The 15,988-nt window shown below is 53.9% G+C and carries 13 protein-coding genes, 4 tRNA genes and 1 other RNA gene; 14 read left to right on the forward strand and 4 right to left on the reverse strand.

Translation table 11 applies throughout. The annotated features are described in order from the left end of the window. Positions 1-16 precede the first annotated feature (16 nt). From wecB to ACZRKO_RS20495, 14 genes are all read left to right on the forward strand, one after another. On the forward strand, positions 17-1,147 hold the full coding sequence (gene wecB / locus ACZRKO_RS20430; protein WP_463739073.1) for a non-hydrolyzing UDP-N-acetylglucosamine 2-epimerase: 1,131 nt from the start codon (positions 17-19) through the stop codon (positions 1,145-1,147). Further along, positions 1,144-2,406, forward strand: a complete 1,263-nt coding sequence (wecC, locus tag ACZRKO_RS20435) for a UDP-N-acetyl-D-mannosamine dehydrogenase (protein ID WP_463739074.1) — start codon at positions 1,144-1,146, stop codon at positions 2,404-2,406. The genes wecB and wecC overlap by 4 nt, the downstream gene beginning before the upstream one ends. A 19-nt stretch (positions 2,407-2,425) precedes the next feature. After that, on the forward strand, positions 2,426-3,124 hold the full coding sequence (gene rffC, locus ACZRKO_RS20440) for a dTDP-4-amino-4,6-dideoxy-D-galactose acyltransferase (RefSeq protein WP_463739075.1): 699 nt from the start codon (positions 2,426-2,428) through the stop codon (positions 3,122-3,124). Between the two features lie 4 nt (positions 3,125-3,128). Beyond that, positions 3,129-4,259 carry a dTDP-4-amino-4,6-dideoxygalactose transaminase gene (gene rffA / locus ACZRKO_RS20445; RefSeq protein WP_463739076.1) on the forward strand — a complete coding sequence of 377 codons (1,131 nt, stop codon included), beginning with the start codon at positions 3,129-3,131 and terminating at the stop codon, positions 4,257-4,259. Position 4,260: 1 nt separating this feature from the next. Then, on the forward strand, positions 4,261-5,511 hold the full coding sequence (wzxE, locus tag ACZRKO_RS20450) for a lipid III flippase WzxE (RefSeq protein ID WP_463739077.1): 1,251 nt from the start codon (positions 4,261-4,263) through the stop codon (positions 5,509-5,511). Then, positions 5,508-6,593, forward strand: coding sequence for a TDP-N-acetylfucosamine:lipid II N-acetylfucosaminyltransferase (locus tag ACZRKO_RS20455; RefSeq protein WP_463739078.1), 1,086 nt, complete (start codon positions 5,508-5,510; stop codon positions 6,591-6,593). The genes wzxE and ACZRKO_RS20455 overlap by 4 nt, the downstream gene beginning before the upstream one ends. Next, a complete protein-coding gene (gene wzyE, locus ACZRKO_RS20460) occupies positions 6,590-7,978 on the forward strand; it encodes an ECA oligosaccharide polymerase (protein WP_463739079.1) in 1,389 nt (462 codons plus the stop codon). The genes ACZRKO_RS20455 and wzyE overlap by 4 nt, the downstream gene beginning before the upstream one ends. Continuing rightward, positions 7,975-8,715, forward strand: a complete 741-nt coding sequence (wecG, locus tag ACZRKO_RS20465) for a lipopolysaccharide N-acetylmannosaminouronosyltransferase (RefSeq protein ID WP_463739080.1) — start codon at positions 7,975-7,977, stop codon at positions 8,713-8,715. The genes wzyE and wecG overlap by 4 nt, the downstream gene beginning before the upstream one ends. A 242-nt stretch (positions 8,716-8,957) precedes the next feature. Further along, a complete protein-coding gene (thrP, locus tag ACZRKO_RS20470) occupies positions 8,958-10,352 on the forward strand; it encodes a bifunctional threonine/serine APC transporter ThrP (protein ID WP_463739081.1) in 1,395 nt (464 codons plus the stop codon). Positions 10,353-10,496: 144 nt separating this feature from the next. Continuing rightward, positions 10,497-10,573 (forward strand) — tRNA-Arg (locus tag ACZRKO_RS20475). Positions 10,574-10,644: 71 nt separating this feature from the next. Then, positions 10,645-10,720, forward strand: a tRNA-His gene (locus tag ACZRKO_RS20480). 30 nt (positions 10,721-10,750) lie between these two features. After that, positions 10,751-10,836: transfer RNA gene (locus ACZRKO_RS20485), tRNA-Leu, on the forward strand. Positions 10,837-10,895: 59 nt separating this feature from the next. Then, positions 10,896-10,972: transfer RNA gene (locus tag ACZRKO_RS20490), tRNA-Pro, on the forward strand. Between the two features lie 34 nt (positions 10,973-11,006). Then, positions 11,007-11,136: non-coding RNA, RtT sRNA (locus ACZRKO_RS20495), on the forward strand. A 615-nt stretch (positions 11,137-11,751) separates the two neighbouring features. Here the strand turns inward: ACZRKO_RS20495 and hemY are convergent. From hemY to hemC, 4 genes are read right to left on the reverse strand one after another with little or no spacing between them, the layout of a single operon-like run. Then, entirely contained in the window at positions 11,752-12,948 is a 1,197-nt protein-coding gene (gene hemY / locus ACZRKO_RS20500; protein WP_463739082.1) for a protoheme IX biogenesis protein HemY, read from the reverse strand. Positions 12,949-12,951: 3 nt separating this feature from the next. Further along, a complete protein-coding gene (hemX, locus tag ACZRKO_RS20505; protein WP_463739083.1) occupies positions 12,952-14,112 on the reverse strand; it encodes a uroporphyrinogen-III C-methyltransferase in 1,161 nt (386 codons plus the stop codon). 22 nt (positions 14,113-14,134) lie between these two features. After that, on the reverse strand, positions 14,135-14,875 hold the full coding sequence (hemD, locus tag ACZRKO_RS20510; protein ID WP_463739084.1) for a uroporphyrinogen-III synthase: 741 nt from the start codon (positions 14,873-14,875) through the stop codon (positions 14,135-14,137). Continuing rightward, complete coding sequence (gene hemC, locus ACZRKO_RS20515; RefSeq protein ID WP_463739085.1) at positions 14,872-15,813, reverse strand: hydroxymethylbilane synthase; 942 nt, start codon at positions 15,811-15,813, stop codon at positions 14,872-14,874. Before hemC ends, hemD begins: the two co-directional genes overlap by 4 nt. Positions 15,814-15,988 lie beyond the last annotated feature (175 nt).

Below are 15,988 nucleotides of genomic sequence, written 5' to 3' on the forward strand. Positions count from 1 at the left end.
ACAAGAGAGACTCACTGTGAAAGTGTTGACGATATTCGGCACCCGCCCGGAAGCCATTAAAATGGCACCGCTGGTGCACGCTTTGGCTCAGGATGACGCCTTTGAGTCAAAAGTCTGCGTCACGGCCCAGCATCGTGAAATGTTAGATCAAGTATTGCATCTGTTTGGCATCCAGCCGGAGTATGACCTCAATATTATGCAGCCGGGCCAAGACCTGACGGAGATAACCAGCCGCATTCTGAAAGGATTGAAACCTGTTCTGCAGGAGTTCCAGCCTGACGTCGTGCTGGTTCATGGTGATACCACCACCACATTGTCGGCCAGTCTGGCCGCCTTCTATCAGCAGATCCCTGTCGGTCATGTTGAAGCAGGTTTGCGCACTGGCGATCTCTCTTCCCCATGGCCGGAAGAGGGTAACCGGCGCCTGACCACGCATCTGGCGAAATGGCATTTTGCGCCGACTGACACGTCGCGCGCTAATTTGCTGAGTGAAGGGATCCCAGCAGAGAATATTTTTGTCACCGGAAACACGGTTATCGATGCCTTGCTGTGGGTACGCGATCGCGTCAAAGGGGATGCAGGGCTGGCAGAACAACTGGCGGCGCATTATCCCTTTATCGACGCCAGCAAGAAAATCATTCTGGTCACTGGCCACCGCCGCGAAAGCTTTGGCGGCGGATTCGACCGGATTTGCAGCGCACTGGCTGAAATCGCCCTGCAACATCCGCAGGTGCAAATTGTTTATCCTGTGCACCTTAATCCGAATGTCAGCGAACCGGTGAACCGCATTCTGAGTGGCATCGACAACATCAAGCTGATCGACCCGCAGGACTATTTGCCGTTTGTCTATCTGATGGATAAAGCGTATTTGATCCTAACGGACTCAGGTGGCATTCAGGAAGAGGCGCCTTCTCTGGGTAAGCCTGTGCTGGTGATGCGCGAAGCCACCGAACGGCCGGAAGCGGTAAGCGCCGGCACTGTCAGGCTGGTGGGCACAGATACGGTTAAAATAGTAAAAGAAGTGACCCGGCTGCTGAACGACGAAAATGAATATCACAACATGAGCCGGGCGCATAATCCTTATGGCGACGGACAAGCCTGCCGTCGTATTCTTGACGCATTAAAGAATCATCAGGTACCACAATGAGTTTCCAAACTATCTCTGTCATTGGGCTGGGTTACATCGGTCTGCCGACTGCGGCAGCCTTCGCGTCACGGCAGAAAAAAGTCGTGGGCGTGGACATCAATCAGCACGCCGTCGATACCATCAATAGCGGCGCCATACATATTGTGGAGCCGGATCTTGATGCGCTGGTGAAAACCGCCGTCGATGGGGGGTTTCTGCAGGCATTTACCCGCCCACAGCCCGCCGATGCTTTTCTGATTGCCGTCCCGACACCCTTTATAGGTGACCACCAGCCAGATTTGAAATACGTTGAGTCGGCGGCGCGCTCCATTGCTCCGGTGCTGAAGAAAGGCAATCTGGTGATCCTCGAATCCACCTCGCCAGTCGGCACAACAGAACTTATGGCCGAATGGCTGGCGGAATGCCGCCCGGATCTGCGCTTTCCTCAGCAAGAGAGCGACAGCGCTGACGTGAATATTGCCTACTGCCCTGAGCGTGTATTGCCGGGACAGGTGATGGTCGAACTGATTAAAAATGATCGCGTGATCGGCGGTATGACGGCAGTTTGCTCGCAGCGCGCTTGCGATTTATACAATATTTTCCTGCAGGGCGAATGTGTGGTGACGAACTCCCGCACGGCAGAAATGTGCAAGTTGACCGAAAACAGCTTCCGCGATGTGAATATCGCCTTTGCCAACGAACTGTCACTGATTTGCGATGCGCAGGGCATTAACGTTTGGGAACTTATCGCCCTGGCCAACCGCCATCCGCGAGTGAATATCCTCCAGCCGGGGCCTGGTGTAGGCGGGCACTGCATTGCGGTCGATCCCTGGTTTATCGTCGCGCAGAATCCTGACCTGGCACGCTTGATTAAAACGGCCCGTGAAGTGAATGACAGTAAGCCGCATTGGGTGGTGGATCGTGTGAAATCGGCGCTGGCCGATTGCCTGGCGGCCACCGGTAAGCGGGCGTCTGAGGCAAAAATCGCCTGTTTCGGACTGGCATTCAAACCTAATATTGATGACCTGCGTGAAAGCCCTGCCGTTGAGGTGACCCGGTTAATTGCCGACTGGCACGCGGGTGAAACCTGGGCGGTAGAACCGCATGTGCACCATCTTCCTGCTGCACTGGACGGTAAAGCGAGCCTGCATACGGTAGAGGACGCGTTGCAGAATGCCGATCTGCTGATCATGCTCGTCGATCATCAGATTTTCAAAGCGATCCCGGCGGATCAGATTCATCAGTTATGGATTGTTGATACCAAAGGTGTCTGGCGTTAATTACCGACCGGAGACAGATATGCAATTCTGCGGCAGGCTCGAACCTCTCAAATGGGAAAGTGAATTTTTCGGTCTGAGCACGGCGAAATTGTACGCTGATCCTGCCGCTGAAGCCCTCCCGGAAACGGCGTTTACCGCGTTTGCCAGAGTGCAGGCAAAAGTGAACGCTGATGATACCCGCCTGCTCGACACGCTTCAGGCCCGCGGGTTTCGGCTGGTCGAAGGTGAAATTGATCTGTGTATTACCGTTGACGATGCCTCTGGGGTATCCGGCAACGTACAGATTGCTACCGGAGAGGATATCGCGCTGATCCGCGCCGTGGCGGGCGAGGCCTTTCGCCTCAGCCGCTTTCGTGCCCCGTGGTATCAATCCGGGGACAGTGAACGCTTCTATGCGCTGTGGGCAGAAAAGGCGGTGCTGGGCACGTTTGACCATCTAGCGATAATGGTAAAAGAGCCTTCCGGTCAGCTCCAGGGCTTTGTTACCCTGCGCCATACGGCGTCCGGTGAGGCCCGCATTGGCCTGCTGGCGACCTTGCCCGCATGGTGGGGTCATGGCGTCGGTAAACAACTTATGGCGGTGGCAAAACAGTGGTGCGCAGCAAACGGTATCGCACGATTACATGTTGCCACGCAAACCGGCAACCTCGCCGCCCTCAATCTTTATCTCGCCAGTGGGGCAAGAATTTCTCACTCGGCATATTGGCTGTACAGGTGAAAAAATGATCCCTTTTAATGCACCGCCGGTTGTCGGCACTGAAATTGACCACATGCGCTCAGCCATGAGCAGCGGAAAAATGTGTGGTGACGGTGGCTTCGGGCTGCGTTGTCAGCAGTGGTTCGAGCAGCATTTCGGCAGCGCCAAAGTGTTGCTGACACCTTCCTGTACCGCGTCTCTGGAGATGGCCGCGCTGTTGCTCGACATCAAAGAGGGTGACGAAGTGATCATGCCCAGTTTCACTTTCGTCTCAACGGCCAATGCCTTTGTGTTACGCGGCGCAAAAATCGTGTTTGTCGATATCCGCCCGGACACCATGAACATCGATGAAACGCTGATTGAAGCGGCGATCACCGACAAAACCCGCGCCATTGTACCGGTACATTATGCGGGCGTAGCCTGCGAGATGGACCACATCATGCAACTTGCTGAAAAATATAAGCTGTTCGTGGTGGAAGATGCAGCGCAGGGCGTGATGTCGACCTACAAAGGCAAAGCGCTGGGTACTATCGGTCACATTGGTTGTTTCAGCTTTCATGAAACCAAGAATTACACCTCGGGTGGCGAGGGCGGTGCGACGCTGATCAATGACAAAACATGGGTCGAACGCGCCGAAGTCATACGGGAAAAAGGCACAAACCGCAGCCAGTTCTTCCGCGGCCAGGTGGATAAATACACCTGGCGCGACATTGGATCGAGCTATCTGATGTCAGATTTGCAGGCTGCCTATCTGTGGGGCCAGCTCGAGGCCGCCATGCAGATCAATCAGCGCCGTCTGGCGCTGTGGCACAACTACAATGAGACATTGCAAAATTTGGCGCAGGCTGGGCGAATCACGTTGCCGTCGGTTCCACAGGATTGCGTGCAGAATGCGCATATGTACTACATTCGTCTGAACGATATCGAAGATCGGGATGCGTTTATTGCGCACATGAAAGCCGCCGATATTCTGACGGTCTTCCACTATATTCCTCTGCACGCCAGCCCGGCAGGAGAGAGCTTTGGCCGTTTCAGTGGTGAAGACCGCTTCACGACCAAAGAGAGCGAACGCCTGGTGCGTCTGCCGCTGTTTTATAATATGACGGATGAAACTCAGCAGACCGTCATCAGCGCCATGCTGAAATACTTCGCCTAATATGTCTCTGGCAAAGGCTTCGGTCTGGACAGCGGGCTCCACGCTGATAAAAATCGCCGCTGTCCTGCTGGTGGTGAAATTGCTGGCGGTGGCTTTTGGCCCGAGCGGTGTCGGTCAGGCCGGTAACTTCCGCCAGATGGTCACTGTGCTGGGCGTATTGTCTGGCGCCGGTATCTTTAATGGCGTGACCAAATATGTTGCCGAGCATCATCAGGATCCGGCGCGGCTGAAAGCGGTGCTGGGCACGGCATCCAGCCTGATTTTAGGTTTCTCCACGCTGCTGGCGGTGATTTTTCTGCTGGCGGCGGGTCCGATAAGCGAAGGGCTTTTTGGTCACGCCGATTTTCAGCCGGTGATCCGCGCAGTTGCACTGATTCAAATGGGTATCGCCTACGCCAACTATTTTCAGGCGATTCTCAAAGGTTATCGTGATGCCAGAGGCAATGCGCTGGCGGTGATTGGCGGCAGCCTGATTGGATTACTGGCCTATTTACTCTGTTTCTGGCTAGGCGGTTATGAGGGCGCGCTGGCGGGACTGGCACTGGTGCCTGCGCTGGTGGTGCTGCCTGCCGGGTCGATGTTATGGCGTCGTCAGCCTTTCCCGCTGCATTTCCTGCGGCTGGGCTGGGACCGCGCCATCGCCAGCCATCTGGGTAAATTCACGATTATGGCGTTGATCACTTCGGTGACGCTGCCGGTCGCGTATGTGATGATGCGAAACCTGCTGGCTAAATATTACAGCTGGGACGATGTGGGCATCTGGCAGGGCGTCAGCAGCATTTCGGATGCTTACCTGCAATTTATCACTGCCTCTTTCAGCGTTTATTTGCTGCCCACGCTGTCCCGTCTGACCGACAAACAGGCGATATCACGCGAGATAATTAAGTCGCTGAAATTTGTGATCCCGGCGGTGGCCTGCGCCAGCTTTATGGTGTGGTTGCTGCGCGACTTCGCTATCTGGTTGCTGTTTTCCCACCAGTTCGCCGCCATGCGCAATCTCTTCGCGTGGCAGCTGGTCGGCGACGTCCTCAAAGTTGGGTCCTATGTTTTTGGGTATCTGGTGATTGCCAAAGCGTCACTGCGCTTTTATGTGCTGACTGAAATCAGCCAGTTTTTATTGCTGACCGGTTTCGCGCACTGGCTAATCCCGTTACACGGTTCTTTAGGGGCCGCACAGGCTTACATGGCGACGTACATCGTCTATTTCACCCTGTGCAGCGCCGTTTTTGTTATCTATCGCAGACGAGCATGACAACGCTGATTCACGTTTTGGGATCTGACATCCCGCACCATAACCTTACCGTGCTGCGCTTCTTTAATGACGTGCTGGTTGATTGCGCGCCGCCTGAGCAGACCCGCCATTTTATGGTCGCTGCCGCTGACAGCGCGGTTTTTGCGTCATTTACCCGTTTACACATCGACGTCTATCCGGATAAAAAAAGTCTGGCGCAGGCCGTGATCGCCAGTGCACAGCAAAACCGCCGCCAGCGTTTCTTCCTGCACGGGCAATTTAACCCGACGCTGTGGCTGGCTTTGCTGAACGGCAGGATTAAAGCACGGCAGGTGTGCTGGCATATGTGGGGCGCGGATCTGTATGAAGCGTCTGGCAGCCTGAAGTTTCGTCTGTTTTACCTCCTGCGACGCATTGCTCAGGGGCGCGTTGGACACGTTTTCGGTACGCGCGGTGATCTTATTCATTACCATCAGCGGCATCCGCGGGTGGCCTCATCGTTGCTCTATTTCCCGACGCGTATGGATCCCGCTCTGACTCAGCCCGCTGACGTGCCTGAAAAAACTGGCCTGATGACCGTTCTGGTCGGCAATTCTGGCGACACCAGCAATCGTCATATTGAAGCGCTAAACGCACTGCATCAGCAGTTCGGTGCGACTATCCAGGTGATCATTCCTATGGGGTATCCGGCGAACAATCAGTCCTATATCGACGAGGTTCGGGCTGAGGCGCTGAAACTGTTCCCGGCAGAGCAGGTGGAGTTACTGACAGAGGCGATGGTTTTTGATGAGTACCTGAATATGCTGCGCCGCTGCGGGCTTGGGTATTTCATCTTTGACCGCCAGCAGGGTATCGGCACGTTGTGTCTGCTGATTCAGTTTGGAGTGCCTTTTGTCGTCAGCCGTAAAAACCCGTTCTGGCAGGATTTGGCTGAGCAGCATCTGCCGGTACTGTTTTATGGCGATGCGCTGGATACGGCCACCGTTGCCGAAGCGCGCCGCCAGTTACTGAGCACTGACCGTAAGAATATTGCCTTCTTTAATCCAAATTACGTTGCCGGATGGCAACAGGCGCTGAATTTGGCCGCAGGAACATCATCATGACACTGCTCCAGTTCGGCGGTCTTTGCGTGGTTTACGCCTTTTCGCTGATTTTCATTCTGACGCTGACGTACAAAGAGTTTCGCCGCGTCCGTTTTAACTTTAACGTCTTCTTTTCCATGCTCTATCTGCTGACGTTTTACTTCGGCTTCCCGCTGACCTGTCTGCTGGTGTTCCGCTTTGATGTTCAGGTGGTACCGGTGGAATATCTGCTGCAGGCGATGCTGGCGGCGACCTGTTTCTACGGCATTTATTACGTGAGCTACAAAACCCGGCTGAAAAGTCCCTCAGAGACGCTAAGAGTGCCGGTATTTACCATGAACCGGGTGGAAACCCATCTGACGTGGATCCTGCTGGCGCTAGTGGCCATCGTGACCGTCTCGATTTTCTTCCTGCATAACGGTTTTCTGCTGTTCAAACTGAAGTCCTACAGCCAGATCTTCTCCAGTGAGGTCTCCGGTGTGGCGCTTAAGCGTTTCTTCTACTTCTTTATTCCGGCGATGCTGGTGGTCTACTTCCTGCGCCAGAACAGCCGCAGCTGGTTGTTTTTCCTGGTGAGCACGGTGGCTTTTGGCCTGCTGACCTACGTGATCGTCGGCGGCACACGGGCCAATATCATTATTGCTTTCGCCCTGTTCCTGTTCATCGGTATCGTGAGGGGCTGGATCTCGCTGTGGATGTTGGCCGTGGCCGGTGTTATGGCTATCGTGGGAATGTTCTGGCTGGCGCTGAAGCGCTATGGCATGAATGTTAACGGGCCGGAGGCGTTTTATACCTTCCTTTATCTGACGCGCGATACGTTTTCACCGTGGGAAAATCTCGGCCTGCTGCTGCAAAATTACGACAAGATCAGCTTCCAGGGACTTGCCCCGATTATTCGCGATTTCTACGTGTTTATTCCCAGCTGGCTGTGGCCCGGCAGGCCGAGCGTGGTACTCAACTCGGCCAACTATTTTACTTGGGAAGTACTCAATAACCATTCCGGTCTGGCCATCTCGCCGACACTCATTGGCTCACTGGTCGTGATGGGCGGGGTGTGGTTTATTCCGCTGGGAGCTGTGGCGGTAGGCCTTATCATCAAATGGTTCGACTGGTTGTATGAACTGGGCAAAGCGGAGAAAAACCGCTACAAAGCGGCGATTTTGCAGAGCTTCTGTTTCGGTGCAGTATTTAATATCATCGTGCTGGCCCGCGAAGGAGTGGACTCCTTCTTTTCACGCGTGGTCTTTTTCTGCCTGATCTTCGGCGCCTGCCTGATCATGGCAAAGCTGCTGTACTGGCTTTTTGACGCCGTCGGGCTGATTCGTGCGCACCCGTCCCGTATCGTTAACACCATTAATATTGAAGGGATCCCAACGGCGCGCTCGTCGTCGCAGGAACACTCATGAATTCAGATAATAACATCCCAATTTATGCTATCCGTGGTATCGACCTGTGGGGCTTTCGCGACATGGGCCAGTTCCTCAACTACCTTTTTGCCGGTCATCGGGTAAAGCACGGTGCGCTGGTCGCGATGAATGCGGAAAAAGTCCTGACCATGGAAAGTCAGCCGGACATTGCCGAACTCATTGGGCGCGCTGAATATAAATATGCCGATGGCATCAGTATTGTGCGATCGATTCGCCGCAAATATCCGCAGGCGAAAGTCTCACGTATTGCCGGTGCGGATTTGTGGGAAGGGTTGATGCAGCGGGCAGGGCAGGAAGGGACGCCGGTGTTTCTGATTGGCGGCAAACCTGATGTGCTGGAGCAAACCGAAGCGAAACTGCGCGCGCAGTGGAACGTTAACATCGTCGGCAGCCAGAACGGTTTCTTCACGCCGGCGCAGCGGGCATCGTTGTTTGAGCGTGTCAAAGCCAGTCAGGCCTCGATTGTCACCGTGGCAATGGGCTCGCCAAAGCAGGAGATCCTGATGCGCGATTGTCGGGAAGTCCACCCGGATGCCTTATATATGGGCATAGGTGGCACTTATGACGTATTCATCGGCCGGGTTAAGCGCGCACCAAAATTCTGGCAAAAGCTGGGGCTGGAGTGGCTGTATCGTTTGATCCGCCAACCCAGCCGCCTGGGGCGTCAGCTCAAACTGCTTAAATATCTGCGTTACCACTACACCGGTCGTCTCTGATCTCCGCTGCGCCAAGGGTTTTTTCGCCTTTGGCGCCACCTCTCGTTTTCACTCCCCGCTTGCCGACATTTTCAATGGCCGTTGCCAGCTAAACCGCAACTTTCTGATTTGTGGTTTGCAACTGATCACAAAATACGAAACCATACTGCCCGTTTTAGCGCCCCCCACGGGGAAGCAGACTATAAAAATAATATTCCGGTCGCTCCGGAAGGCAAATACAACGACATAAACATTGAGGATCTATGGCAAGTGAAGAAGAAAAGGGTGGACTACACCGCGGGTTAGAAGCCCGGCATATAGAACTGATCGCGTTAGGAGGTACGATTGGTGTTGGCTTGTTTATGGGGGCCGCCAGTACGCTGAAATGGGCCGGGCCCTCGGTATTGTTGGCGTATATTCTGGCAGGCGTCTTCGTCTTCTTCATCATGCGCGCGATGGGCGAAATGTTGCACCTTGAGCCGGTGGCCGGTTCGTTTGCCGTCTACGCGCACAAATATCTCGGTCCTTACTATGGTTATTTGACGGCATGGAGCTACTGGTTCATGTGGATAGCGGTGGGTATTTCGGAAATCACCGCCATTGGCGTCTATGCGCAGTACTGGTTCCCGGATTTACCGCAGTGGATACCGGCGCTGGCTGCCGTCGCCATTGTTGCAGCGGCTAACCTGGCCGCAGTAAAACTGTATGGTGAGATGGAGTTCTGGTTTGCGCTGATCAAAATCACCACCATTATTGTGATGATCGTCGTCGGGCTGGCGGTCATCTTTTTTGGCTTCGGCAATCATGGCGAACCTGTTGGCTTTGCCAACCTGACGGCGCACGGCGGCTTCTTTGCCGGAGGCTGGAAAGGTTTCCTGTTCGCGCTTTGTATTGTCGTAGCCTCTTATCAGGGGGTGGAACTGGTTGGGATCACCGCCGGTGAAGCGAAAAACCCGCAGGTTACCCTCAAGCGCGCCATTAATAACATCCTCTGGCGCATCCTGATTTTCTACGTGGGCGCGATTTTCGTCATCATCACCCTCTTCCCGTGGAACGAAATGGGTACGCACGGCAGCCCGTTCGTGCTGACGTTCGCGAAGATTGGTATCGCCTCTGCGGCAGGTATCATCAACTTTGTGGTGCTGACGGCGGCGCTGTCTGGCTGTAACAGCGGCATGTATAGCTGCGGGCGAATGCTCTACGCACTGGCGAAGAACCGTCAGGTACCGGCGTTTCTCGGGAAAGTGTCGAAAAGCGGTGTGCCGGTGTACGGGATTGCCGTCACTATCGCGGTGCTGCTGATTGGCTCGTGCCTGAATTACCTCATTCCGAACCCGGAGCAGGTATTTGTTTATGTCTACAGCGCCTCCGTACTGCCGGGTATGGTGCCGTGGTTCGTGGTGCTAATCAGTCAGCTGCGTTTTCGTGAAGCCCACGCTGAGAAGCTGAAAGACCATCCGTTCAAGTCAATCTTGTTCCCTTACACCAATTATGCGACGCTGGTTTTCCTCGCCTGTGTGCTGGTGGGAATGGCAATTAACCCGGATACGCGGATTTCTTTGCTGGTAGGCGGGATTTTCATCGCAGCGATCAGCCTGATATACTTCGGCCTCGGGATGAACAGGCACGCTTCCCTGACGGCTGAAAAGACAAAATAACGTCGTAAGTCATAGGGAGGGGAGTGTGAGATGCCTATTTTTAGCGCGTATTGGACAAAGAGCAGCCAAGCGAAACTTTTCCAATAAAAAGCACTAGACAGGGTGGCATGAAAACCGTAGTATCCCCTCCCGCAACGGCGCTAAGCGCCCGTAGCTCAGCTGGATAGAGCGCTGCCCTCCGGAGGCAGAGGTCTCAGGTTCGAATCCTGTCGGGCGCACCATTAGTTTGCGCTAGAGTTGCGGTGGTCATGTTTGAAGTTAAGCAGTCCACGATGTAGAAGAGTTTGAAATGGTGGCTATAGCTCAGTTGGTAGAGCCCTGGATTGTGATTCCAGTTGTCGTGGGTTCGAGCCCCATTAGCCACCCCAAATTTTTAAATGATTTTGTGAATGTGACATGCGATGGTGGCGGAATTGGTAGACGCGCTAGCTTCAGGTGTTAGTGTCCTTTGGATGTGAGGGTTCGAGTCCCTCCCTTCGCACCACACACAAAAAGCATTTAAATGATGCAGTTAGCGTCAAGAAGTAGTAAGATGCACGACATCGGCGAGTAGCGCAGCTTGGTAGCGCAACTGGTTTGGGACCAGTGGGTCGGAGGTTCGAATCCTCTCTCGCCGACCAATTCGAAGAAACCTGCTTTTCAAAGCAGGTTTTTTTTCGTCCCAAGTTTATGAGGATGAGAACCTCCGAAGGAGGTTTGAGCCGAGCGAAGCGAGACCACGTTGCTTTAGCAACGGCCCGCAGGGCAAGCATCGAAGATGCGCGTAATCCTCTCTCGCCGACCAATTCGAAGAAACCTGCTTTTTTAAAGCAGGTTTTTTTTCGCCTGTAGTTTGCCGTTTATGCCTTCTTTCCCTGCTGTTGCTCAGAAACGACATTCCGCCTGTTAATTGTCGTTGTGCGGTGACATTCAACTGCATGAAAGTCAAAGCATTATTGCCCGCCCGGTCAGGCTGTCTCTGACAGGCAACACTAATTGGTGTTAAGTCGATTTGTGCTTTGTGCTGCCTTGGATGAATCAGCGATCTTTCTAAATAAAGGCAATAATTACATGATAAAAATCAATTAGTTATGTGGTTTTCGGTTTTCAGGAGCTTAATAAGCCTCAATATGGCACGCGTCCTGCAATATCAGATATGTAGATGCTCATTCCACCTCTTATGCTTGCTATCTGGCTTCATAAACCTGGGAATGATGCAGAGCCAATTTATAGTGCCTATTGTCTATCTGCCCGATAAACACCTCTCATCAGGTATTTATCAACCAGCAGGCAAAACGTTGAGTGAGGCGCTCCCCCTGTTGTCCATGACCTGATTGTTTTCGACACTTGCTGACCGGCAAGTGTTTTTTTTGCGCATAAAAAAAGCTCCCGAAGGAGCTTTTAGGCGGTCAGTTTACACTTACTGTCCTTGTGAATTATTCAAGGTCAGCATTAATCCCTTATGGCGCATCTCTGCGGCTTCTGCAGGTTTGTGCAGCTTATCGAGTGCATCTGCCAGCCATGCATAATCATAGGCATCAGGGCGTTGTTTCAGCGCTTCACGGAAAGCCTCAGCGGCTTGCTGCCATTCACCATGCTTCATCAGCAACTGCCCCAGCGTACTGTTAAGCAGCGGCGTGGCCCCATTCTGCTTGATGATCTGACGTAACGTCTTCTCCAGCTGTTCCGGATTGCCTGAACGCAGTTTTGGCATCATGGCGATCAGGCGTTCATCGTACTGGCGCTTCAACCCGTCGAGGATCACTTCCTGCGCTAAATCTTGATCGTTGCATTCAATCAGATGTGCAGCCATCGCGACCTGTAGGGCAACTTCATGGCGGGTTTTACGATTCTGGTCTTTCCACCAACGCTTCAGACCTTCACTGCCTTCCTCCGCCATCATCTGATTCATCATGCCGATGTACGCTTGCTCCTGCAGTACACGCAGCTCTTCATCATCATGAATACCTGCTTTGGACATCGATGGCAGGATTTCCAGCAGTGAACCGTAAGCCCCGGTACGCAAATAGGCTTGTTCGGCCAGACGCAGAATTTCCGGATGGCGCGGCGACTGACCAATCAGGCGGTCAACGCCGTGGCGTGCGGCGTGGATTTCTCCCTGTGCCAGCTGAATGCGCACACGGGTGATATCCACCGGCATCTGGTCGGTATCGGCGATTTCAGCCGCGCGTTCCAGATACTGATTGGTGCGGATGTCATCACCGCGTTGCTGAGCGGCTTCGGCAGCGAGCAGGTAATTCACCACTGGCTGATCCGCGTGGTCAGCATGACGCGCCAGCAGTTTTTCCATCTGGCGATGATCGCCTTCCGCCAGCTTCAGCATTGCGGCCTGAGTCTGTTTACGCGCTTTGGAGCTTTTGCGGCCGGCAAACCAGCCGCGGGTGCGTGCCCCTGTGCGGAAAACGCGGCGCAAAATCCACTCGATGAAAAACAATACCAGCATCAGCACCACAAACATGATGGTTAACCCGGTGACGCTGGTCTCAACGTTGTAATTGTCCGTCTGGATCAGGACATAGCCCTGATGTCCTGCGAGCATCGGTCCGACGACAATCCCGGCAATGATGATAATGAATAACACGAAAACCTTGAGCATGTGTTATTCCCCCTGAGCAGTGGCTGCGGGCTGTTGAAGCAGATTACGTACACGGGTCTGCATCAGTTTTTCCAGCATAGGCTGACTTTTCAGCTGGTCGGGAACGTCCATCGAAATTGATTGCTGACTGAGACTGTCCACCTCTTCAAGGAAGGCTTTAGTCGACGGGTCACTGGTATCGAAATAGGCGCGAACCCAGGTCGAGACCGACTCAAGAGATTGTTTATAGATTTCATCCTGATGGCGCGGAACCGCCTGAGCGGCAATCAGCAGACGTGAACGGATATTCTCACGCAGATAGACGTCCTGATTCGGTGCCAGCAGTGGCTCGGCGCTGCTGTCGCGACGGCGGATCGTAATGAAATCTGACATAAAGTTGTGCCAGCTTTTGGTCAGATTCTGACGCCACTCGGTGAGTGAGCCCGACAGACTGGTGCCGTCATCGTCCATTGGTGCTTCATCGCTGTCATTGTCGGCCAGGCGCAAGTTATCGACCTGATTAGAGAGCTGATTCACTTTCAGGATAATGCCGTCGAAATCGACCTGCGCGACGGCGGAGAGGCTGGAGACATCCTCATTGAGCGCGCGGCGTACCTCAATCAGGCTCGGATCATTCATGTCGGCCAGGCTGGCGTCGGCGCTTTTCAGCAGCGCGGCGGCGGTGGTGACATCCTGATCGCTCCACAGTTTACGACCGGCCAGTTTCACGAGGAAATCGGCCTGAGCCAGCATCCAGGTTTTGGCATCGCTGCCGGAGATACTGGCGACTTTATCCTGTAATTCATTCAGCTGGCGGCTAAACGACGCCTGCTGACGTTCACCGGCCTGCTGCGACTTATCTTGCTCGCCAAGCAGCGCGGTAATTTGCTGTTTATCCTGATGCTGGCTTTTTTGTAAGGCAATCAGCTGGTCCTGCAACTCATCGACCGCTGCTGTTTGTCTGAGCGTCTGCTGGTGTCCGTGATAATAGAGGCCTGCGCCCAGAGCAATCACCAACACGATGGCAATCGCGCCGAGAGCCGGAGCAGTACGCTGTTTTTTACGCAAGGCGTTAAGTTGCTCGTCTTGCTGTTTGTCACGTGAATCAACATCTGGCTGTTGGGGGCTCTCAACCGCTGGGGTGATCACATCATCCTGTGCGGAAGGATTTTTTTGTTCCGTCATCTTGGCACATCCCTTAGTCAGGTTATTTTAATGCGCGGATCAGCGCATCATTATCTGCGTTTTCAGCGACCCGGATGTCGCTCCAGCCTAATTGGCGGGCGAGGGTCGCTAAGCGTTCGCTGACCACGACCAGGCTACAGCGCAGTAACCAGGTGTCACGGTAGTATTCAGGAACTAACGTATGAAGCAGTTGTAGCATTTCACCGCTGGTGACGACCAGTGTCGTAATGCCTGCGCGCTGCCAGCTTGAACTTTGCTCACTGCCGTCATAAAAAATCGGGCTGCGCTGGTAGCATTCGCAATAAATGACCTCAACGCCGCGTTGGCGAAGCGTTTCGGCCAGCAGTTCCCGGCCGCCATTGCCGCGCAGGATCAGGGCTTTTTTGCCTGCCAGATTCTGTAAATCCGGCAGTTGTAACAAGGTTTCGCTGGTTTCGCCATCATGAGGATAGACCACACGAAGGCGGCTCATACGATGGAAAAGCAAACCTGTCGTGCGGCCAATCGCATAGTAATGCACGTTTTCAGGCCATTTCTGCCGGGATTGCTGCAACGCCCGATCGGCGTATTTCACCGCGTGCTGAGACAGAATGAACACCAGATCTTGCTGATTTAATGAGGATAGCAGGTTCGGCAGGGTTGCGAGTCCGTCGCCTGGCGCAAAATCTATCAATGGAGAATGATAGGCAACCCGGCCAAGCGTGCGCAGCCGGCTGACCAGCTGTTCACCAAAAGGAGAAGGGCGGGTTACCAATATTGTCATCGCGGTAGATTTCCCTGATAAACGTCCTGCAGAATCTCACGGGCGCCGTTGGCCAGTAACTCTTCGGCTAAATCCACACCCAGTCGTTCTGCATCAGCGGTATTCCCGCGACGTTCGCCGCGCACCATCTGGCTGCCATCCGGCGCGCCAACCAGTGCGCGTAACCAGATTTGATCGCCATTCACTTCAGCGTAGCTGCCAATCGGAACCTGACAACCCCCTTCAAGGCGCATATTCATCGCCCGTTCGGCCAGCACGCGCAGTGTGGTTTCACGGTGGGCCAGAGGTGCCAGCAACTCACGGGTATCGTTATCATCAAGACGACATTCGATACCGACGGCGCCCTGTCCAACGGCAGGAAGACACTCTTCCGGCGACAGCGCCACGCGGATGCGGTCTTCGAGGTTTAGACGTTTCAAACCGGCAACCGCCAGAATGATGGCGTCATAATCGCCTTTGTCGAGTTTGCCCAGACGGGTTCCGACATTGCCGCGTAAATCGCGGATCACCAGATCAGGACGTTGTTCGCGAAGCTGGCACTGGCGGCGTAAGCTGGACGTGCCGACAATGCTGCCAGCAGGCAGGGCCGCGAGATTGGCAAAATTGTTGGAGACGAAGGCGTCACGCGGATCATCGCGTTCGCAAATTGTCACCAGACCGAGGCCTTCTGGGAATTCAACCGGCACATCTTTCATCGAGTGTACGGCGATATCCGCGCGGCCATCCTGCATCGCCAGCTCGAGTTCTTTGACGAACAGGCCTTTACCGCCGACTTTCGCCAGAGGAGTATCCAGAATGATGTCGCCACGCGTCACCATCGGCACCAGCTCAACCTGCAAACCGGGGTGAAACGCCATTAATTGGGTTTGAACATATTGTGCCTGCCACAGCGCCAGAGGGCTCTGTCGGGTAGCAATTCGAATGATTTTGTCTAACATGTTTGTTACCGTTTTACTGATTCACTGACCATCCTACCACCGACATAGGAAAGCTGTCAGCGTAAGAAGCCATAGTCAAAGGAGGGGAACGGGCACAAAAGGAATTTGTTACATCCGTGAGCAGGAAGTAAAATGTAAAGTAGCGGAAGAATAATTGTGGTGCGTTACTTCCTTT

The organism is Ewingella sp. C233, from assembly GCF_055407225.1.

Excerpts from the sequence above, each read along its gene's own strand:
- wecC (WP_463739074.1), top strand. The coding sequence starts at position 1,144 with ATGAGTTTCCAAACTATCTCTGTCATTGGGCTGGGTTACATCGGTCTG.
- rffC (WP_463739075.1), top strand. The coding sequence starts at position 2,426 with ATGCAATTCTGCGGCAGGCTCGAACCTCTCAAATGGGAAAGTGAATTT.
- rffA (WP_463739076.1), top strand. The coding sequence starts at position 3,129 with ATGATCCCTTTTAATGCACCGCCGGTTGTCGGCACTGAAATTGACCAC.
- wzxE (WP_463739077.1), top strand. The coding sequence starts at position 4,261 with ATGTCTCTGGCAAAGGCTTCGGTCTGGACAGCGGGCTCCACGCTGATA.
- ACZRKO_RS20455 (WP_463739078.1), top strand. The coding sequence starts at position 5,508 with ATGACAACGCTGATTCACGTTTTGGGATCTGACATCCCGCACCATAAC.
- wzyE (WP_463739079.1), top strand. The coding sequence starts at position 6,590 with ATGACACTGCTCCAGTTCGGCGGTCTTTGCGTGGTTTACGCCTTTTCG.
- wecG (WP_463739080.1), top strand. The coding sequence starts at position 7,975 with ATGAATTCAGATAATAACATCCCAATTTATGCTATCCGTGGTATCGAC.
- thrP (WP_463739081.1), top strand. The coding sequence starts at position 8,958 with ATGGCAAGTGAAGAAGAAAAGGGTGGACTACACCGCGGGTTAGAAGCC.
- hemY (WP_463739082.1), bottom strand. The coding sequence starts at position 12,948 with ATGCTCAAGGTTTTCGTGTTATTCATTATCATCATTGCCGGGATTGTC.
- hemX (WP_463739083.1), bottom strand. The coding sequence starts at position 14,112 with ATGACGGAACAAAAAAATCCTTCCGCACAGGATGATGTGATCACCCCA.
- hemD (WP_463739084.1), bottom strand. The coding sequence starts at position 14,875 with ATGACAATATTGGTAACCCGCCCTTCTCCTTTTGGTGAACAGCTGGTC.
- hemC (WP_463739085.1), bottom strand. The coding sequence starts at position 15,813 with ATGTTAGACAAAATCATTCGAATTGCTACCCGACAGAGCCCTCTGGCG.